Source organism: Sphingomonas arantia (assembly GCF_042682045.1).
Taxonomy (GTDB): Bacteria; Pseudomonadota; Alphaproteobacteria; order Sphingomonadales; family Sphingomonadaceae; genus Sphingomonas_R; species Sphingomonas_R arantia.
The window spans coordinates 123,127-144,203 of the sequence record NZ_JBHUGS010000003.1; the positions used below are offsets into that span (position 1 = coordinate 123,127).

Below are 21,077 nucleotides of genomic sequence, written 5' to 3' on the forward strand. Positions count from 1 at the left end.
TCAGTTCTCCAGTTCGTGAACGTTGCCGCCGATCCAGCCCCTATCGCCGGCGACGATCGGCTCAAGCGGCCTGCCAGCGGCTGCGGTGCCTGCCGCATGCTCGGCTGCGGAGATCAGGGCATCCAGGTCGACCTGCGGAGCAAAGGCGCGTTCAGCGCATGACGCGAGCCGTTCTCCAAAGAGGACTGCGTCCGTCGCATCGATCCTCTCCGAGGCGGCAACGCCCAAGACGAAAGGAAAAACACGGCCAGATCGGTCGCTGGAGGCGTGAAGGCAGCCGGCCTGCCATGGATCACAGTCCGCCAGCGGCGCAACGAGGAAGCGGCGCGGCGCAGTTGCCAGGCAACGCGCTTCGAAGTCGTCGCCTAAGCGGACCCGGGCATCCAGCACTGCCTCGCTACACCAGCGGTCCCACCACGACCGCATTGATACGGAAAGTCCGCGCGACACGAAGTCGCCGAACGCAGGTAGCTTGCCAAACAGGAAGCCCCGCATCCGCTATAGCCGCTTCGGACATCGGAATGAAAACGGGCCGCTGCGACGGAAGGGATTGCTCTCGCTCGGCAGATCGAACGTCAAATCCGCGCTGCTCGCGCCGTTGCCGAACCGTACCACGATGCGTGACGGACCGGCATTCTCGATCCGCGCTTTGTCCAGCAACCGGAACAAGGCAAACGGGCCGCGCGCCTCGAGGCGCTGCAGTTCTCGCGTCCCGGCAAAAATCGCAATGTGCGCTGAAGGCAGGACTGCAAGGTTCCACAACAAAGGCCGAGGCATGCGATTGGCGTCGTCGAACCGATAGCTTGTCCCACCTGCGGACAGTTCAACCGCTGTCACGTCCGGACCCAGCGTGTCCACGCCAACATTGAGAGCAAGCCCGCCAGCAACCAGATCGCGGATTGCCGCGGCCTTCTGGAGTTGTCTGGCGCTTGACGCTGAAAACCCCGACGCGACCGGATCCTCCGCGTTCCAGCGCCACGCCTGTCGTCCCGTATCGAGAAGCGGTCGCAATCGGTCACGCGTGAAGATATCCAGCTGACCATTGACCCCGAACACACGCTGGAGATCGACCGAACTGACGTCCGCGGCCGCGTTGCTCGCAAAGGGGTATCGTCCTTCGGAGGATTGCACGCAGGCGGGGAGCACATTCACTGAATATTCCTGCCCCAGCGAGGCTCGCCCGCTTCGCGCTGCCGCGCCTGCGCCGCTTCGTGTCGCCTGGTCGACGAACGCCTTGAGTTGTGGTGGTGCCACCACCCCGGCGGTAGACAGCTCCCCCAGGGCAGTCGCGAGCTGCCCCTGGACCGCACCGCCACTAGACGCCGATCCGGGCACACGCGCGGCGGCGTTTGCGACCGCCGCCTGCCGCACTGCCTTCACCAAGGCATCGACAGGTGCGTCGGTGCCCGCATCCCTTCCGACAAAGTCGGAGATCGGCCTGAAATGCTCCTGGATCTCGCGTCCGGCATCTACGTGTCCGGGTGCAGGCGATCCGTCGTCGCTGCTGAGCGCGGTGTTACGGCCGGCATCGAGGAGCAGCACCTTCAACGGCGAAGGCGTGCGGGTGATCGCCCCCAACGCCGCGGGGTCCTGAAAATAGTCCGCCGGCCGAGGCAGCGCCAGCAATGCGTCCCAGGCGGCAATGTAGTCGCGCGCATACCGCGTTGCGATTACATTGCGGATCTGTGGCAGCTGATCCTGGATTGAGCGGTTCGCGGCATCTGGCCCTAGCACCCATAGGTCCCGGTCGAGCTCCGCCCTTACGTCGCGCACACCCGCCCGGTACCCACGGGTATAACCAGACTGGGTGAAGAACCAGGGGATCGTCGCGGCCAGCACCGCGTCACCGTTCCGGAATGCTCGCCGGTCGCCACTCGTGAGCACGAGATCGGCACGCCAGTCGGGCTGGCCCATCGCCGAGGCGCGCTGACGGAGCACCGCATAGACATGATCAGCGAGCGAGAGGCTCTGCAGCGATGCCCGCGTCGAGGCGATCAGATCGCCGTCGAGTGGCGCGCGCCGGTTCGCCCACACCCGCCCCAGGTCCGGATCGGCTAACATCGCGTCGAGATGATCCGCCAACTGAGCCCGCGCGTCGGCACGGTCGGCGCCGCCAAGCGAACGCATCCGCCAGTCGTCCAGCGCCCAGGCACGCACCGCGTTGCGGTCTAGCGGGCCGACACCACCCAGCATGAGGTATGCCTTAAGAGGCGCGTAGAGCTGGCCTGGATCCTGCTGCTCGCGCATCGCGCCCTCAGCCTCAAGCAGCAGACGCGGGAGTAGGATGCGTTGCAGCGCCTCCAGATAGGCTAGACGGGCAGTCGAGGCGTGCCCCGACTGGAACAGGCCGAGGCGCATGGACCAAGGCGGTTTGCCGCTGGCTTGATGGGCGAAGCCATACGGTAGGTTGCGCAGCCGATTGAGAACGTGGAGCGCCTGCTCCAGATCGGGATCGGTCGCGCGCACTTCAGCCAGGTCTATGCCTGCACGCCGTGCCTCTTCGCTTACCTCCCGGGCACCGACGTCAAGCGCCGCCTGAAGCGACGTGTTGTCAGCGAACGCATTGATCCACAAGCCCGCCATTGCCACAGATGCCATCGCAACCGCTGTAAGAACGCCAATCGTCGCGTAGCGCCGCCGTCTGCGCACGAGCGCCATCGGCCGGACTTTGCCGCCTTCCGGGATCATCACCTCCGTCAGCATGCGATTGAGGAAATAGGCGCGGCCCTGCCCCGACCGCGCGGGCGGATGGGGAGCATCATAAACCGACGCCAAAGTACCCAACATCCGATCAAAGGGCGTACCCTTCTGCGTACCGCTCGCGAAGTAGAAGCCGCGGAGCATCGGCATTGTCCCGTCATCCCCTCGGAACGCACCGTCAACAAGATAGAACAGCCGTTGGCGTAGCGACGCGAACTGAGCCGGAAAGCCCAGGATCATGCCGCGCTCATGCTGGCCCGGCTCTTCCTCGAGACGCTTGGCACTACGGGTCCACAGCACATCAACCACATCGTCGAACGCAATCACCACCGCGGGGGCCGCCGACGACTCGTTAGGATCAAGCGTAGCACCCAGGACAGCGCGTCGGCCTTCCGCGTTCAGATCGGCGAAATACTCGGTGAAGCCAGCCAGAAGATCTGCCTTGGGTAGCAGCAGGTAGACCGGGACCGAGACCTGAAGAACGCGAACTAGTTCAGCCAGTCGACGCCGGATGGCGTTGATATGGATGTCTAGCCGCGCGCGATCGGCGTTCATCAGCTCGTCGACGCCCAGTGCGACGATTACCCCGTTTATCGGTTCCAGCGGGCGTGCACGGCGTAACAGCCGTAGAACCCGGTCCCAACCGGCAGCGTCCGCGACGCCATCCGAATCCTGACTGGTGTAGCGGCCTGCGGTGTCGACCAATACGGCCTCGTCAGCAAACCAAAAGTCGAGATCGCGCGTGCCCCCAACACCGCGCACCGCGCCGTCGCTCAAGGGAAAGCGCATGCCGGAATTGGCAAGCGCGGTTGTCTTGCCGGCGCCCGGTGGCCCGATGATGACATACCACGGACGCTTGTATAGATAGTCGCGACCGGCGCCGGCCTGGCTTTTTAACTGAGCGACGGCGTCCCGCATTCGTTCTTCCAGCAGTACGGTTTCGGCATCCGCCGCAGACTGCTCGGTCAAGCCCGCGACAAGCCGGTCGGAGGCCCGCCTGCCGCTCCACCACCGCCAACATGCGGCTCCGACCAGCCCAAGCGCGACCAGCGCGATCAGCAGCATTCGGAACCATGTCGCGCGAAGCGCCGGGAAGAGGGTCGGCAGGCCGAGCGTCCCAAGCAGCATCAGAATGATCGCCGCGGGTGCCGCCAACGCCCACCAGCCCTGCATCAGCTTTTTCATGATCTACTCACTTCGCGGGATGACAATCTCGACGCGGCGATTGAGCGCCTTGCCCTCGGCTCGTGCATTGCTGACGATCGGCTGGGCTGCGCCGAGGCCCTGCCCGCTAACCCGCGCGGGATCGGAGAGACGGGACCGAAAGATCCCGGCGACACGTTCGGCTCTTGCACGTGACAATGCCACATTGTCCGGGAAAGTCAGGCTGGCGATGGCATCGCTGTCAGCATGTCCTTCAATTCGTATCAGCCCCGGTTCACGTTCCGTCGCAGCCGCTATCCGCTCGAACAACGCCGACCTGCCCGGCACCAATTCGTCGGAGCCGGAATGGAACAGCGCGCCAACCGTGGTGCGAACGCGAAGACTGGTCGGATCCCGTTCGACAACGACCAACCTTTGCGCGATCTCATCCGCGAGAAACGTCTTCATCCGGTCTTCCTGCGCACTTGGCGGTGCGGCCGGTTGCGTCACGACCCGGGACAGGCGCAGCGGCGATTCCGGACTGATTGCAAGCATCGCGCGCATCGACGACCGGCCCGTCTGCATCAGGGTGAGACGCATCCCAAGCACCGCAAGTAACAGGATCCCTAGCATTACGCTCGTAGACAGCACGAGTGGCGCCCAGAAACCGACCTTGCCGCGCGGAGTAGGCTCGCCGCGCCAGGCCGGAACCAATTCGGTTTCGGAAAGCCCGCGAGCCTGTGGCAGCACCGCATACGCGCTGCGCAGCGCGGCACGCAGCTCACCTCCGCTGTCGCCGATCCGGTGTCGCCCCTCGAAGCCGACCGCAAGACAGGCATGATACAACTCGATCAGTTCGAGATGTTCCGTAGGCCGAGCGAGCATCTCGGCTAAAAGCCGCCAGAAGCGATCTCCGCCAATGTTCTCACTGAACCCTCGGACAACCAAGCTCCGTCGCGCCCACTCCGCTCCGTCTTTGGTTCTCCCGGGCAGGTTCTGGGCTATATCGTCGACGGTCGCGAATACGGCGTAACGCGCGCGACGGCGTGTTTCCTCATCATATCCCCCGTGGGTGAGAGCCGCATCGAAAGTCGCCGCGGCGGCGGCGGCTTTACGATGCAAAGCGGGAAGATCGATCTCGATCCGACCGGAGCGCGTTGCGGCAGCAAGGCCCAGCAGTGGGGCGGCTGCCTCGATCATGAGACTGCGCGGCCGCTGTCGTGCGGGTGCCTCGGGTAAATCATCGTCGGACACGGGCGCAGCGGTGACGCTGCGGATCGCAAAGCCGTCTGACGCTTCAGCGGGTGATGAACCTGCGCCCGCCGCCGCGTTGCGGGGCGGTCCTGGCTGAAAGACTGTAGACTCCCCGGCCCTCGGTCCGGCGGCTTCATCACTCATCATGGCGCCTTCTTCACGCACCAAAGCTCCATCTTCAGACCCGGCCACTCGCCAGCGACGTGAAGGCCAAGCGCCGGCGAGGCCGCGACGGCCGCCCAATCCTCCGACGCGCGATCGAGTTCGAAATAGACATGACCTGGAATGGCGCGGATCTGCGGTGGCGGGGTTGGCGCGTGGCGCAGAGCAATCCCGGTAAGCGCAGACTCCACGATCTGTCGCATCTTTTGAACAGGACCAACCTTCGCGACCGAGGGGAAGCGGGATCGGATGTCGTCAAGCGACGCGCGCGCACTGACCGCCAGGAAGAAATAGCCAGTCTGGTAAAGCCCAGGATCCGTGATGCGGGACGTGTAGGCACCCTGGGCCACCTCGACGAGCGGCAACATCATCGATGCCCGATCGTAGACGGCGGAAAGCGCCGCCTGGATCACATCGACGACCGGCTCGAAACATTGCTGGAGCCGTTCATGGTCGTAGGCTGGGAAAGCGGGTGGTCGCCGATCTCCAGCAGTTAGCGTCGTCAACTCGCCCGCCATGCCGAGGAACAACTCGTACAGCCGCTCAGGATGAACCATCGGCAGCGCAGCGAGATGCCCCAATTGCGCCTGCCACCGGTTCAGCGTCTGTAGCAACAGGAAGTTGGCTATCGTTTCCGTGCCCCCGTCAGTCGCTTCAACCGCACGAAGTGCCAGTTCATCGATCCGCTGTTCGGCGCGCCCGATGACGTCCGCAAGGAAGCCCTTGAGTCGCAGACTGGCGCTACTGTCCAGCACCGGAGGGATGTAGCGCCTGTCGAACACCAGTGCGCGCGCGCTGGTCTCGCGAATGCGCGCGAGGCCAAGTGTGACGCGGCCGTAGGTCTGGTCGCGCGTCAAACCGAAGGCGAGGTTCGGCCGGGCGATCTCGATCGCCTCGCGCGATCGCTCCTCGGCGAAAACGTCGGGCACTTCCACCATATCGACAAGGTAGCGAACGGCGTCGTCGCCACGCTCGCCCACCGATCGGAACTCCACCGTCCCGGGCTGATGCGCAGGAAGCGTCAGATAAATCATGGCGTCGCGCGTATCGGCGGGGATGTCGAGCGGGGCGGGCGGCGGAAGTTCGCCGGGTATCGAAAACGGCAGCCCATCGGGCAGCACGCCGGACAAGCGCTCAACGGCGAACTTGCCCAGGGCTGCCAAATCCTCGTTGATGACCAGATCAGTCAGACCCCAAGGATATGGACGCGCGGAACGCGAACGTGCCGCCATCAGCGCGTCGAGATAGCGATCCTGCTGTTGAAAATGCTGCTGACGCAGGAACAGCCCCTCGCGCCAGGCGACCCGCCCCTCAGCAAGCATGCGACAATGATCCTGCGATGGGGGACGGCGGAGGTAAGCGCCTTTGCATGGAACGGCTCCGGTGAAATCTAACTGAAGGACCCTCTGTCGATCGGCGATTGCAACCAAGTGTCCGCTCGGGGACGGTCGGCTACGCCTGTAACCTGGCTGAGCACAGCCGGGCTGTTCCGCCTCGTCGCACTGCGCCCAAGCGACTAGCGGACGCGGATCGGGGATGAAGATCGGGGGCGTGCTGGATGCACAGCCGACGAGAAAAGGGGAACCAGGGTCTTCGGAATTAGATCGCTGCGGTCAGACCCGGTCCGACGGCACGAAGCGATAAGCGAACGTCAGCACGGCAATGAATATCGGACCGAGCAACAATGCCGGTCGGGTATCCGGCGAAAGCGCCATGATGATGATCAGCCCGCCAAGGAAGATGAGGGCCCCGTAATTGCTGTAGGGCGAAAAGCGAAGTCCATATCGAGCCGCAGCCGTATTCCCCTTAGGCCGCTTCGAACGATAACGAAGATGGGCTACGAGAATGACGCACCATGTCCAGATTGCGGCGAACGTTGCAACGGCGGTCGCCCACGAGAATATTCTCTCAGGCGCAAGGAAGTTCAACGCCACGCCAACCACTAGAGTCGATATTGAAACAGCCAAGGCCGCTCGCGGGACACCCGACGGCGAACGGACCATAAATCGGCGGGGTGCCTTGTGCTCGGTCGCCATGCCATAGAGCATCCGCCCCGTACTGAAGATGCCGCCGCTGCAGGACGACAGTGCTGCCGTGATGACGACGAAATTAATGATGTCGCCGGCCGCGCCGATACCCAGTCGCTCGAAAGTCCGCACGAACGGACTTCCGTTCGTTCCGATCTCATTCCAGGGATACAGGCATAGGATCACGAACAGTGCGCCAAAATAGAAGACGAGAATCCGCCAAAACACGGCTCCGAAGACCCGAGGAATGACGCGGTCAGGCTGCTTGACCCCTGTCACGGCCAACCCGAGCATCTCGACGCCGAGGTAGGCGAACATGACCATCTGCATGGCAAGCATCACCCCTTTGACGCCATGCGGCGCGAACCCTCCATGCTGCCAAAGATTCGCAAATCCAACAGGTGTTCCGCCTGCCCCGAGACCGAGACATATCATCGCCAGCCCGGCCACAATCAGCGCCACGATCACGACGACCTTGATGAGCGCGAACCAGTATTCGAACTCTCCGAAGAGCCGGGTCGTCGCCAAGTTCACGCCTCCGATACAGATCAGGGCAACCAACGACCAGATCCAGCCTGGAACATCCGGAAACCAAGCATGCATGTAGACTGCGATAGCGCTGAGTTCCGCGACGCACGTGACGATCCACATTGCCCAGTACAACCAGCCGGTTAGGTAAGCGACATAGGGGCTGATGTGCTCCCTTGCATGCCCCACAAACGACGCCGGGTTGGCCGATGCAAGCGTCAGTTCGGCGAGAGCGCGCATGATGACCAGCAAAACGAGGCCACCTGCCAGATAACCCACCAGGATGGCTGGACCCGCAAGCTCGATCGCCTTCGCCGATCCCAAAAACAACCCGACGCCGATGCAAGACCCCAGTGCCAGCAGATTCAAGTGTCTGGGCTTCAACGCGCCACCATCTTGGTGCGCTCCTGCCTCATGTACTGGCGTGAGGTCACTCGGCATCGAGGCTGGGGAGGTGATTCTGGACATCCGCGATGAGATGCGATCTTCGTCTTGCACTTGTATGAGCAGCAGAGGGTGGCGTGTTTCAATGGTAACAGGCGAGCCCTACCCCGCTTGTAAATGGTCAAGTTCGGCCGTCAGCGAGCCCGGCACGGCGTAGGCGAGCAAGGACTCGGCAAGGCTCGAGGAACGAGGGAGCTCTACGTCCGAGTGCGCAAGCATCGACGATGCCCGCCGCACTGCCGTCACTCGCCCAAAAGCCTCTTCTCATAGATCCGGTAGGTCTTGTTGATTTCACAGTTGATGGACTCAGCGATCGAATTCATCCCCTGATTGTCCTCAAGGATCCACCCAATCTCTCCGCGCTTCGAGCCAAAGTCGGCAACAGCGGCGCGGCGGATATATTCGATCATCATGAAGGCGAGTTGGCTCGCCATTCGACTGGCCTGGAGTCGCTTGACAACACCCATCAGCGGGACTCGCATCGTCTTCACCTTTGGCTTGCCAGAAAAGCCGCCATTCAGGCGCCATAGCAGTTTGATGAAGCCAAACGGGAACAGATCGCCGTTGAGGTCTGTCTGGAACTCGTTCAGATCCGGCCAGGTCATCATGAAGGCAACCGGCTCTCCGTCGAGCTCTGCGATGCGGACAAGATCGTTAAAGATGATCGGCTTCATCTTCTTGCCCGCGAACGCGATCTCGCTCTCGGTGAAGGGCACGAACCCCCAATTGTCGCTCCAGGCATCGTTGAGGATGGTCAGGATGATCGCCGCCTCGTCGGCGAACCGCTTCTTATTCACCTTGCGGATGCGAATACGGGGGTTCTTCTCGCCCGATGAGATGATGCGTTGGATAAGCTTCGGGAACGGCAACCTGATGTCCAGCTCCCAAGTATGGAGATCCTTTACCTTGACGTAACCGGCGGCCTCGACCCACGCTTCGTAGCGCTTGTCGTCATGGCCCATCATCACCGTCGGTGGCTGGTCATGACCCCTTATGAGAAGCCCCGGTTCCTCCCAAATCGACATGCTGATCGGGCCGATAGCGCGCCTTACGCCTTCATCCCGTAGCCAGTCCTCAGCGGATACTATCAGGAGGCGCGCGACATCCTGGTCCTCGGCGTCTAGATAACCCCAGTTTCCGCTATCGGTGCCGCCGCCTCTGTCTGCGGGCATCGAAGTCCATGCGTAGTCGACCGACGCCGAGATCCGACCAACTATCTTGCCATTGCGCTCGGCCAAGAAAAGCTGCGCCTTGGCATGTTCAAAGAACGGATTCTTACCGGGAGTGATGAGGCCCATCGACTCATCCTTGAGCGGCGGCACCCACGCGTGGTCCTGAGCATAGAGGCGGAATGGAAGCTCTACAAAGGCTTTGCGGTCCGCCTTCGTCACGACTTGCCGGATCGTAGTCGTATTCGCCTGGATCATGGTGCTTTGCATTACCTCGAGTTTAGAACTCATTCCCTCCACGGCCGATATGGGCATCATCAACGTGACCGGGAATGCTGGCCAAGTACGAAAACCGCCGCGAGTGAGACCAGCACCACGGGGAGTAGCGAAAGAATGACCGTGTTCGCCGATGCGCCTCTGGTCAGGATCGCTGCCGCCAGAGCAGGGCCGGCTATACCGCCGAGACGCCCGACAGCGACCGCCGTTCCCACCCCGCGTCCACGTATCGACGCCTCGTATGTTTCCCCGGACACGCCGTAAAGCAGGGCCTGTGCGCCCGCGATGAAGAAACCCGTCGCGCTGACGGCGATGAGTGTCGACGTGCTGCCGTTGACCACCGCGACGACCAGAAAGCTGATGAACATGCCGCCATGGGCAAGAGCCAGCACCGTCGGTTTGGCGGCCCGGCCGAGCAGATGCCCGAACACGGCGCCCCCGGCTGCACCTGCCAACGCAAAACCCATTGCGGCCAGAAGCGCGGTGGATGCGGCCGCCCCCTTTGCCTCCATCAGAATGGGCAGCCAGTTGAGCAGGACGTAGAGGATCAGTAGGACACAGAATGAAATCGTCCACAGCGCGATGCTGCGAAGCCAATTATCGCGACCCAGGAGATGGCCTCCGCCTCGCGCCGGCACCGTGAATGACCTCCCGGTATCTAGCGGTGTCGGCGGCGTTGCAGGCAGAACGCCCATCGCTGCGATCGCCAAGAGGATCGGGACGATGCCGCCCACGTAGAATATCCCCTGCCACCCCAGCGCCGGATACTTCAATGCCAATAGACTTGCGATCGCCCCGCCGACAGGCATGCAGGCCGCGATCTTCGTAACCCGTGCAGCACCAGTGCCCGGTGCGCTGCTTTCGATAACCAGTCCGACGATATTCGGGAGCGCGCTGCCGAGCCCTATCCCGGTCAACAGACGCATAGTGACCAGCAACTCAAAATTGTCTGCCACACCGCTGCCGATGGAGAACATGCCAAACAGAAGGGCGGACGCGATCAATCCAGCCTTGCGGCCCACCCGATCAGAAATCCTCCCGCCCAGCACCGCACCGAGAAACAGGCCCGCCGTGCCGGCCGAAAACACCCAGCCCAACTGGTCGGGACGCAAAAGGAAGTGCCGAGCCAAGCGCGGCGCAACTATTCCGGCCGACTGCAGGTCATATCCCTCCATAGCCGCAATGAGGAGGCAGATGACGGTCGGGCCGATGCTTTTCCGGCTGATGTCGATGGGCACAACGGCGTCTCCCAGCAAAGCAGAGAATTAGCCCGCCTACGTCGGCTGGCAGGTTGAATCGGAAGTCGCGACGTTCGCGGAAACAGGCCCGCTGCCGGAGGTAGTGTGGACGAACAGGCGAAGCCAGCGAAGGCGAGTGGGAACGGGCGTGCTGCGAACGGTCCGACCTGTCGCAACTATCGGGTCGCGATGTTCTGTCAGCGGGGCGGAGGTCAGTATCAACTTCATCGTCGGATTCCGTGTAAGCAACGCAAAGCGCGTATTCTCTTCGCCAGTTGTCATCCGACGATCCTCCGCTACCCGAGCTTAGGTCCACTTGCCCACGACCAGTTATCGCGATGTTGCGATGTTCGGCATCAGGCGGAGAATCCAGCTGTCAGGGTCATGTGTGCGCCCAGCGCAACGAAGGCGCATCCGGTGAGTCGGTCCAGCCGCCTCATGGTGCCGGGGCGACGGAGCCAGAACTGAAGACCCTGCGTCAGGATCGAGAGCAAAGAGAACCATATCAGTGCGATCAGCACATGCAAACACGCCAGGACCAGCGCATACCCACCCCCGACAGTATCATCGGGCACGAATTGGGGAAGGAGCGTCAGATAAAACAACCCCACCTTGGGATTGAGAACATTCGTCATGAAGCCTCGACGTACCGCAGTAATGCCGTTGACTACCGGAAACGCCGCGCCGGGATCGACCGCGAGGCTCTGCCGAGGATTGATCAGCAGCCGCGCGCCAAGCCAGCCGAGATACAGTGCGCCTGCCCACCGAAGCCCATCAAATGCCAGGGGCCATGCCTGCAGCAGGCTGTTGAGGCCGAAGGCAGCGGCCGTGCCCCAACATAGGCATCCCGCAGCAATACCCACGGCAGTGAGCGCGCCGTGTCGCAGGCCATCGGCGGCGGCCGAACGCAACACCAGCGCGGTGTCGAGCCCCGGCGCCATCGTCAGCAATGCTGCGGTCGCCAGGAATGCGGTAAGGTTCTCGGTGTTCATGGTCGCTTTTCTGGATGCGCTAATCTGTTACCGCGGCGCTGAAGCTCACGGCAGATGCGTTATCAGGGCATATCGCCGCCGCGTGTTTCACGCGAACTGTCAAAAGATCGAGAAATGTTACATCGGTAGGAATGCCGACCTTTGCGACAAGGCTGATCCGGCATTTGAGGACCGGCGAACGACTAGCAACGATCACGTCGCGACTGTCCGCCCGCCGGGCCGTCGTCAGAAGAGGAAGCGGAATCCGGTTGTGACGGACGCGTTGTTATACTTCGTCTTCAGAACGGAATCCAAAGTGCCGGCGGTAAGGTTGAAACGCTCAACATTGTGGCTGTTGACGTGGAGGTAGCGCACGTCGGCAGTAAGTTCGAAGTTTCTCACGACCTCCACCGACAGGCCCCCGATCGCCTGCAATGCGAGCTTGCCAGTGGCATTGGTGGGAATCTGGATCCTTGGACCAGTCGCCGCCACGTTGTATTCCACATCATAGTCGATCGCCGCAGTGCCTGCACCGCCACCTACCGTAAGGCGGACGCGATCCCAGATCTTGGGCGTATCGTAAGCCGCATTCAGCATCGTCGTCGAAACGGACTTGCGGCCGTTCAGCAGCTCGCGACGCACCCCGTTCAGCGATAGGGACTTTAGATTGCTCTTGCTGTTCGTCAGTTCCACTTCCGTGCGCAAGCGGCCCCATGGCGCGTCGGCAACAATGGCGCCCAGCAGGGCACCGCCAAGGAGACCATCCTTGGTCGGGGTCTCGATGACGCGCGCTGCGCCAGCGGCGTTGGCACCAGCGAAGGTCTGATCTTTGCCAAGTCGATCACCGATGAACAGCCCACCATAGAGACTGGGATCACGCGCAAGCGCCGGTGTCGACATGACCGAGAGACAGACCAGAACTGGCAGTAGAGTAAGAACGCGCATCATGGATGCTCCTGTTGGGCTGGTTGCCCGAGCGACCTGCCCGGGAATCAGTCTGACGGCTGCGGGATCCGCGCCTCAGACCGCTGCCCTCTTGGCGGTCGCTGATTGCAGACGGGTCACCAAGGCGGCATCCAGTCGCTACGATTGTAGGACTGCCGATCAGAACGCCTTGGGACCAAACTGAACCCCACGGCGAATGCGCAACTGCCCATAATCGTGCGACCAGTGGGGTGCTCCGTGACAAGGAGGGGCACATCTTCGTCCGCCGTCTGTGACGGGATCGACATCGGCTTGGTCCCAACGTCCAGATGAGGCCGGGACAGAGATCGGCTGTCCTCGTCGGCGTCTTATCAGGGGCCTCGACCGGCCGAGTATCCGGCCACGAAGTACGGCAGCTGTCCGGCGAAGCGATGCGGCCCGCGATCTCCTGTTCTGCCTTCGCTAGTACCAGCGACCGCGATAGGGCCGGCTGTTCACCCGTGCTGGCGGTCTAAACCACGAGTGGTCTCCAGGCGTGTGTTACCAGTTTTGACTCATTTCGGTCAGCAGTCGCGCCGTTCTGAGGAGGAAATCGAGTTGGCGACCAACCGGCTTTCACGCAATCACGATCCCACGCGACCTTGCAGTCTCCGCACTGGACGAGTGACACTCCCATCGAACGATTATGTATCCGAGAACGACACGACGCGTCGGAACGCTTATGTAAGCGACAGATCACTAGGGCGACCTGCCCTGATACAATGATGCTCGCTCCGCCGATCGTCGAGGATGTCACTTAGTATGGCTGCAAGCTCCCGTGCGTCGAGCGGAAACTGCAGAACGGCGGTAATTTCTGCGGTGAGAAGCAGGCGGGGGTCCTGAACCTCCGGCCGGCTTACAGCCAGAATGCGCGCGATCTCGGGAGCAAGTGTCCTGACATGGTTAGAAAACTGCCGAAGCTCGTCCGTCGGATCCTGACCACCTACTATGATGGCATCGAACCGTTTCTGATCCGTCCGCAGCAGTGCCAGCGCCTGCTGATAGCTTGCGGCACCGACCGGCTCATAGCCCAAGGCTGCGAGCAGATCCTCACCCCAGACGCGTTGCTCGCCGTCCGGCGAAACGTAGAGGATTGTTTCACCGGATCCTCCGACGATAGCATCGCTCGTCTCGGGAAGGCTCGCCGTCTCCAACATCCTAGGGAGCCAAATTGTCATCGATGTGCCCACTCCGACCCTACTATCCAGAGTCAGGGCGCCCCCTTGTTCCAAAAGGATGTCCCGCGCCGTCGAGAGACCAAGGCCCGTGCCAGAAGGCTTGGTCGTGAAAAAGGGCTCAAAGATCTTCTGTTGCAGCTGTTCGTCCATGCCGCATCCGTGATCCTGAATACTGATTGTCGCGTACGCGCCCGGCTCAATACGACCGGTCAAGGCCTTAAGACCTTGGGTCAGGTGCTGCGTGCCAGTCCGAACATGGACTTCTCCGCCCAAAGGCATCGATTGCGCTGCATTGTGACACATGTTCAGGAGCACCTGTTGCAGCTGCACAGGATCCGCCAGTACTTCGACGTTGCCGGCATGTCCCTCAAAGGTCAGTTGGTAGGCAGGATCGAGGCCGGCCATTGCCAAGTTTCGGCTCTCCTCCACGAGTTCGTCCAGCGACACGATCTCCTGCGCACGATCACGTCGGCGCCCATAGGACAGCAACGCTTGTATCAACTGTTGTCCGCGCTCGGTCGATAAACGGATCTGCTGGATATGATCGCGCATAGGTACGGAGAGGTTCGACGTTTCCTCGACCATCTCCAACTGGCCACTCATCGCCCCGAGCAGGTTATTGAAATTATGCGCGATGCCGCTTGCAAAGGCGCCAACCGTCTCCATTCTCCTGGCATGCTCTAACTGCGCCTCTAGCCGCCGGCGCTCATCTTCCAGCGACGCGTGCTCGAGGGAGAGAGACAGGGCATCAAGCGCAGTACGAAGCACTGAGAGCTGTGCCGATCGCCACGCACACGCACCTTCCGGGAAGCCGAAGATCAACATGCCCGGCCAACGTTCGCTGTGAGGAGACGATATACAACAGAGCTCCCCCAGATGTACAACCGCGGCGGCACGTCTGATGACCCCGGTTTCCTCTCTCAGAAGGATCCGTACAACACCCGGCGATCCGAACTGCGGCTTTGCCCCGCGGTCCCGCACGGCGGCGATCTCCTCGCACGTGAATGAGTGCGCAGCCGACCAACCATAGCACCGATCGGTCGCATCCAGGAACCAGGCCCCCTCAGCACCTAACGCGTCGGCAAGATCGCCAAGTGCCTCGTGCAGACTGGGGATGATAGTCTGCGGATCGGCCCCAATCATTCGGGTCGACAGACGTGACACGGAATGTTCCACGGCGACCTGACGCTCAAGCATTGCGGATTGCCTGTGCATGGCGATGCCCCAGCGGACGAGTAGATAAAGCAGGAGCAGCGAAACGAGATACAGTATGATACGGAACTGTGTGGCCGTAGCCTCACTGCGCATCTGTCGCTTGAGTAGATACTGACTGAGGACGGTGACGTCGGCAGAACCGCCCGACCGAATCAATTGCTCTATCGTTCGGCTAATGACCGGTAGCTGATCCCTCAGAAGGCGAGCATGCGCCAGCAGATTGTGGACATCATCGTCACATACCTTTCGGGCACAGGAACGTGCCAAACTTGCGATAGCAGACCGTACTTCGTCCCGCGCTGATTGCGAGTTGTTGAGGTTCAGAGCCAGCATTGCGCTGGACAGGCGGTTGACGTCCCGTTGAAGATCCGGATGAAAGCGGTCTTCCGCAACTCTGCCGCTATACGCAGCGAAATACGCTAGTGAGTTGCGAACAAGTGCGTTGGTTGTCTTAAATTGTTCCGTCAGTATATTCTGTCGACTCAACGTACGCTTTAGGCCACCAATATCGCGTCGCTCATCAGGTGTAAGAGCGGATCTTGATGCGTCCTCGGCTGCGGCAGTCATTTGGAACAGATCCACATCCAGCGGGTCGTAGTTATTCAGCAAGCCAGCGCGCGCACTGAGAACATCGCGATGGAGCGCACTCTCGTTGGTCATATAAGCATCAAGACCACGAAGTGAGTCCTGGACCTCATGATCTTCGTGATTGAATCCCATAAATAGGAGCCAAGTAAGCATCGCAACCAGGCAGGCAACTGGGATCCGGTACAGGATCCTCATCGCCGGGCGCTGACTGGCTTCCCGCCGAAATTCCCGGTAAGCGATTCCAAGAATGCGACCAAATCCGTGATCTCGCGCTTTTGTAAGTCGACATTGAGCTGGGAGGCCGCCATCTTTGCGACTGCGTCTTCAAGCGTGGGGGCGCTTCCGTCGTGGAAGTAGGGCGCGGTGGTCGCGACGTTTCGAAGGCTCGGGACTCGAAGGATCTTGGGGTCGGGACTCCCAAACGGACGAAAGACACCGTGCTTCTGTAAGAGATTCCCGCCGACGTTCCGACCTTGGTGGCATGAGACGCAACCGAGCTGTTTGAAAAGCGCATATCCGCGTTTCTCCCGGTCGTTGATGGCAGTTGCGTTGCCAGTCAGCCATTGATCGAAGCGACTACCTGGCGTCACCAGTGAACGCTCGTAATAGACGATCGCGTCGATCACTCCCTCGGCATCGACCGGACCTCCGTAGATGGCTTGAAAGTCACGAGAGATCGTCTCGTCGTTCGCCAGCCGGCCAATCGTCCGCCGAAGCGACACCCCTTGCGCCATCATTGGGGACTCCAGCGTCATGCGGGCCTGCTGCTGCAAGTTCGGTTCGGTGCCGTCCCAGCCGAGGCGCGAACTCAGGCCGCTGTTGAACACGGTCAAGGTGTCCATGGTCGTCATGCGTTTGCCTGCCAGGCTGCCGTTGCTGGCCATGTCGTGGCAAGTGGCGCACGACAGCTTCCGTGCCCCAGACAGCCGGACATCTTCGAACAGTTTTTTGCCCAAGGCGACCTTGCCTGGGTCTAGCGCTGGAGCTTCAACCAGGGGTTGGATCGGCTCGGCCGCCCACACCGCCGGCGCCGGCCGGGAGACTGACCTTGGCGCATCTTGATGGGTGATGATCAGCAGGAATCCCGCGAGCAGCCCAGCTGCCACGCTACCTATGGGCCGAAGGCGTACTGGTCTGAGAAATGCCAAACAATACGATCGGACCCGTTCCCTGATCATGATCAGAACAGACGCTCCACCTTCGCTTGGAAGACGTAGCCTATGCCACGCTCCGTCCGGATTATTTTCGGTTCCGCGGGATCAACCTCCAACCTACGACGCAGGCGCAGGACTTGTACGTCGATTGACCGATCGTAAATGTCCTCGTGAGTTCTAGTGCCGCGAAGAAGCTGCTCACGAGACAGAACATGTCCTGCCCCCTCCAGGAACGCTAGAAGCAGCGAGTATTCGCCCTTTGTCAGGGTGACGTCGTTTCCGTCCGGATCGACAAGCGACCGGGTCTTGCATCGAAGTTCCCATCCAAGGAACCGGTATCCACCTCGTCCACGGGGATTGCCGCTGGCCAAACGTCCCATTTCCTGGCGACGCAATGTCGCACGCGCGCGTGCCAACAGTTCGCGCAGATGAAAGGGCTTGGTGACATAGTCATCAGCGCCCAGCTCCAGACCGACCACGCGGTCGATATCGTCCTGACGCTCGCCGGTGATGATGATCACCGGAATGTCGGATCGCTCCCTGATCTGCCTAAGAACATCCAGTCCGTCATTCTGACCGAGTTGCAAGTCCAGTAGAACGACGCTGAATGCCCCGCTCTCGATATGCTGCATGATTGGGGATGGATCGGAAAGCTCTACCGTCGGGCAGTTGTGCCGCTCAAGATAGGTGCTGATTGTCCGTCGCATCGCCGCGTCGTCGTCAACGATCAGGACGCGACCGAGCATACGACCGCTCTCCGCAACGGAGGGGAATTTGGACGCCATCATACTGATACCAACTTTACAAAGGTTTCCACCCGCGGACCTGGCCGGTCGGGCGTAGAAGGACGGCATGGGACGGCATCGGCCGGCATCCCGCGTCTCGATTTGCCATTCCGGCACTCGGGCTCATTCGGTTCCGACATCGCAGGCGGTCCCGTCTGAATAAGCCCAGCCAAAGCCTGACTACTCGTTGGATGAATCCCTCTCTCGCTGCGGTGACATGACGAGTGCAGGACTTGCTTCGCCTGCAATTCCACAGCGCTGAAGCGTAACGGTCCTGTAACAAGCGGCTACCGGACCCGCGCGGTCGCTGCTTGTCATATCGTGCACATGTTTGTCGGCGCGTGCACAAATCTCAACCTGAGAGTAGGCTGCTGCCTGTCGCTATGTGGCGTTGCAGCTTCACGGCCTCCTGGTGGCGCCTGCAGATTGCGGAAGGCCCGACCGGACAAACCGGGACGGAACCGTCATCGAGCGCGGCATCCAGGTTCACTGGATCTCCCCATTGGACAATGCACGTCCTTGCGCGACTGAGCCGAACTGGGGTGATCAAAGCTGTGGGGGTAGTGTCGATCAGAGCGAGGGGCTCGCACTGCCAGCGTCATGACATATCTAGCCCATTTCCAAGCCGCCTTCTCCGGCAGTACCGATGCCGATAACGTGCGCGGTTGCTCCGCAATCGCGGAACAACCTCCGCAACATCGAGACTGCATGCTTGCCAGCAACGCGATAGCTACTCGGCGGCAGAGGAGTTCCTCGGATATGCAAACCGTGAGCTAATCATGCGAGAGGCACACGCTGGTTACTGGTTGCCGGTCCAAACAGTACGCTTGGAAGGATTCTATTATGACCAAGACAATCCTGATTACCGGTGCAGGGTCTGGTTTTGCCGAATCCGCCGCAATTGGAATGGCGCGAGCTGGCCACAACGTCATAGCTACGGCTCAGGTGTCGCCACAGGTCGCGGCGTTGCGTACTAAGGCGGCGGAACTTGGCCTCGACATGCGAGTCGAGAAGCTCGACCTTCACGATCCTCACGATATGGCCTTCGCGCGCAGTTTCGACGTCGACATATTGTGGAACAATGCCGGGATTGGCGAGGCCGGACCGGTCAGTGAGATTCCGGTCGATCTGCTGCGGGGAAACTTCGAAACGAATGTCTTCAAGCCGCTCGAGCTGACCCAAGGCTTCATCAAGAAGTGGATCGCCGAAGGCAAGAGAGCGAAGATCGTATTCACATCATCGATGGGCGGTTTATTCACGCCAGCCGGATGGGGCCCCTACGTCTCGACAAAGCACGCGCTGGAGTCGCTCGCAGAAGCGATCGCGCAGGAAGTCCAGCCGTTCGGGATCAAGGTGCAGACGATCAATCCCGGCGCGTACTTGACGGGCTATAACGAGACGATGGCAGACACCGCGTTCCGCTGGCTCGACGACACCAAGAACTTCACCAAACGTGACCAGCTGCGTGCGACGTTCGATGCGTTGCTCGCGTCGCCGCAGGGTCATCTCGATCCGCAGGAGATGGTCGACCGTATGATCGAGATCGTCCCCGCTGACACCGGCAAAGTCCGCAACGTCTGCCCACAGTTTGTCGAGGACGCGATCAAGGAGGCTCAGGCGGCCGCTTGGACCGCCAGGATCTGAGCGCAGCCTGGAGTGGCGGCACGCCGCCGTCGCCTAACACCGTTGGAGGCCCATCATGACTAGAGCACCCCGCTCCTCAACGCCCTCTGCCGCCCGCGTAGCATTCGGCGTCGCGGCTGCCAGCCTTGGCCTTCTCGCGTTCGGCGCGAGTGCCAACGCAAGGATCGCCGCTCAGAACAAGACGGACGTCATCAACAAGTTCGAGGCGTGGAAGGCTGGCACGGGGACCCCTTTCGAACTGCTTGCCGACGACGCAAGCTGGACGATCGAGGGTAGGTCCGTCGTATCCAGGACCTATCCGACGAAGGAGGATTTCCTGACGCAAGTGATCCGTCCGTTCAACGCCCGCATGTCGGTTGGTATCAAGCCGGACGTCCGCAGCGTTACCGCGGAGGACGATCGGGTGGTTATTCTTTTCGATGCCCGAGGCACGACCACTGACGGCACCCCCTACTTCAACAGCTATGCCTGGTTCTTCCGCATGGAGGCCGGCCAGGTGATCGAAGCGAATGCGTTCTTCGACGCCGTCGCCTTCAACGATCTCTGGTCGCGCATCACGCCCGTCTAGTGGTTTTCGACACACCCTCATCAGACATACCCATGAAAGGACCCTTCGTATGAAAACTTGGTTCATCACCGGCGCGTCGCGTGGCTTCGGCGCGCTGATCGCCGACCGCGCCCTGGCCCAAGGCGACGCCGTCGTCGCCACCGCCCGCAATCCGCAAGCAATCATCGACCGGTTCGGCGAGCACCCCAATCTGCTCGCCGTTGCGCTCGATGTAACCAACGAGGCTCAGGCCATCGCCGCGGCCGATGCGGCGATCGCCCGGTTCGGCAGCATCGACATCCTGTTGAACAACGCCGGATTCGGGCTGATGGGAGCTGTGGAAGAAGCCAGCGCCGCCGAAATCGAGGCCGTCTATCGCACCAACGTGTTCGGCCTCCTTACAGTCACCCGAGCGGTTCTTCCCTTTATGCGGGCCGCACGATCGGGTCGTGTTCTCAACATCTCCTCGATCGGCGGTTACCGCGGTGCCGCAGGCTTCGGCGTCTATAGCTCGACGAAGTTCGCAGTCGAAGGGTTGTCGGAGGCACTGCACGCCGAACTTGCTCCACTTGGTATTCACGTGACTGTGGTCGAGCCGGGCTACTTCCGCACTGACTTCCTCGACGCATCGTCACTGGCCGTGAGCCCCAAGATCATTGCCGATTATGCCGGAACGGCCGGTAAGGTCCGCAATATCGCAGAGGGTCTCAACCACGCTCAACCGGGTGATCCCGCGAAGCTTGCACGTACGTTAGTCGACTTCATCGAAACGCCTAATCCGCCAGTACGGTTGCCGCTCGGCAGCGATACCGTCGCGGCGATCGAGGCAAAGCACCGGTCTGACGCGGCCATCCTCTCGGAATGGCATGCGGTGTCGATCTCGACCGACTTCGCGGCAGCGTAAGCAGCAGACAAGGCGTCTCGCCTGCATCGGCTGTTCCAAAGCGGTGTAACCCCTTCCTGGCGCGCCGGTGAACGCCGCGCGATCCAGGAGGGCAAACACTGTCCCTCAAGATGGATGGTCAGGCATTCTGTCCGAGACCGGCGATCAGGACAAACCCATGTGCAACACGGATAACGCTGGGGAATTG

At 61.3% G+C, this 21,077-nt stretch carries 15 protein-coding genes; 3 read left to right on the forward strand and 12 right to left on the reverse strand.

Going from position 1 to position 21,077, the window contains the following annotated elements; all coding sequences use genetic code 11:
* The 12 genes from tagF to ACFSGX_RS12125 all read right to left on the reverse strand — a co-directional run bounded on the left by tagF (position 1) and on the right by ACFSGX_RS12125 (position 17,798).
* On the reverse strand, positions 1 to 495 hold the full coding sequence (gene tagF / locus ACFSGX_RS12070) for a type VI secretion system-associated protein TagF (RefSeq protein WP_380930217.1): 495 nt from the start codon (positions 493 to 495) through the stop codon (positions 1 to 3).
* A 3-nt stretch (positions 496 to 498) separates the two neighbouring features.
* Entirely contained in the window at positions 499 to 3,885 is a 3,387-nt protein-coding gene (gene tssM, locus ACFSGX_RS12075; RefSeq protein WP_380930219.1) for a type VI secretion system membrane subunit TssM, read from the reverse strand.
* A 3-nt stretch (positions 3,886 to 3,888) separates the two neighbouring features.
* On the reverse strand, positions 3,889 to 5,262 hold the full coding sequence (gene icmH, locus ACFSGX_RS12080) for a type IVB secretion system protein IcmH/DotU (protein WP_380930221.1): 1,374 nt from the start codon (positions 5,260 to 5,262) through the stop codon (positions 3,889 to 3,891).
* Entirely contained in the window at positions 5,241 to 6,581 is a 1,341-nt protein-coding gene (tssK, locus tag ACFSGX_RS12085) for a type VI secretion system baseplate subunit TssK (protein WP_380930223.1), read from the reverse strand. The genes icmH and tssK overlap by 22 nt, the downstream gene beginning before the upstream one ends.
* A 291-nt stretch (positions 6,582 to 6,872) precedes the next feature.
* Positions 6,873 to 8,183, reverse strand: coding sequence for an amino acid permease (locus ACFSGX_RS12090; RefSeq protein WP_380930225.1), 1,311 nt, complete (start codon positions 8,181 to 8,183; stop codon positions 6,873 to 6,875).
* A 317-nt stretch (positions 8,184 to 8,500) separates the two neighbouring features.
* Positions 8,501 to 9,697 carry an N-acetyltransferase gene (locus ACFSGX_RS12095; RefSeq protein ID WP_380930227.1) on the reverse strand — a complete coding sequence of 399 codons (1,197 nt, stop codon included), beginning with the start codon at positions 9,695 to 9,697 and terminating at the stop codon, positions 8,501 to 8,503.
* Between the two features lie 47 nt (positions 9,698 to 9,744).
* Positions 9,745 to 10,941 (reverse strand): MFS transporter, encoded by a 1,197-nt coding sequence (locus ACFSGX_RS12100; protein ID WP_380930229.1) that lies wholly within the window; start codon positions 10,939 to 10,941, stop codon positions 9,745 to 9,747.
* Between the two features lie 356 nt (positions 10,942 to 11,297).
* The gene (locus ACFSGX_RS12105) at positions 11,298 to 11,933 is read right to left on the reverse strand and encodes a LysE family translocator (RefSeq protein ID WP_380930230.1); all 636 of its coding nucleotides are present in this window, start codon (positions 11,931 to 11,933) and stop codon (positions 11,298 to 11,300) included.
* A 225-nt stretch (positions 11,934 to 12,158) separates the two neighbouring features.
* Entirely contained in the window at positions 12,159 to 12,860 is a 702-nt protein-coding gene (locus tag ACFSGX_RS12110) for an outer membrane protein (RefSeq protein WP_380930231.1), read from the reverse strand.
* Positions 12,861 to 13,555: 695 nt separating this feature from the next.
* Entirely contained in the window at positions 13,556 to 16,009 is a 2,454-nt protein-coding gene (locus ACFSGX_RS12115) for a DAHL domain-containing protein (protein WP_380930233.1), read from the reverse strand.
* Between the two features lie 38 nt (positions 16,010 to 16,047).
* Positions 16,048 to 16,962, reverse strand: coding sequence for a cytochrome-c peroxidase (locus tag ACFSGX_RS12120; RefSeq protein WP_380930234.1), 915 nt, complete (start codon positions 16,960 to 16,962; stop codon positions 16,048 to 16,050).
* 74 nt (positions 16,963 to 17,036) lie between these two features.
* Positions 17,037 to 17,798 carry a response regulator gene (locus ACFSGX_RS12125; protein WP_380930235.1) on the reverse strand — a complete coding sequence of 254 codons (762 nt, stop codon included), beginning with the start codon at positions 17,796 to 17,798 and terminating at the stop codon, positions 17,037 to 17,039.
* A gap of 840 nt (positions 17,799 to 18,638) precedes the next feature.
* Between ACFSGX_RS12125 and ACFSGX_RS12130 the strand changes: the two genes are divergently transcribed.
* From ACFSGX_RS12130 to ACFSGX_RS12140, 3 genes are read left to right on the forward strand one after another with little or no spacing between them, the layout of a single operon-like run.
* Positions 18,639 to 19,439: an SDR family oxidoreductase gene (locus ACFSGX_RS12130; RefSeq protein ID WP_380930236.1), complete on the forward strand. Its 801-nt coding sequence runs from the start codon at positions 18,639 to 18,641 to the stop codon at positions 19,437 to 19,439.
* A 55-nt stretch (positions 19,440 to 19,494) separates the two neighbouring features.
* A complete protein-coding gene (locus tag ACFSGX_RS12135) occupies positions 19,495 to 20,007 on the forward strand; it encodes a nuclear transport factor 2 family protein (RefSeq protein WP_380930238.1) in 513 nt (170 codons plus the stop codon).
* 49 nt (positions 20,008 to 20,056) lie between these two features.
* Positions 20,057 to 20,890 (forward strand): oxidoreductase, encoded by an 834-nt coding sequence (locus ACFSGX_RS12140; RefSeq protein ID WP_380930240.1) that lies wholly within the window; start codon positions 20,057 to 20,059, stop codon positions 20,888 to 20,890.
* Positions 20,891 to 21,077 lie beyond the last annotated feature (187 nt).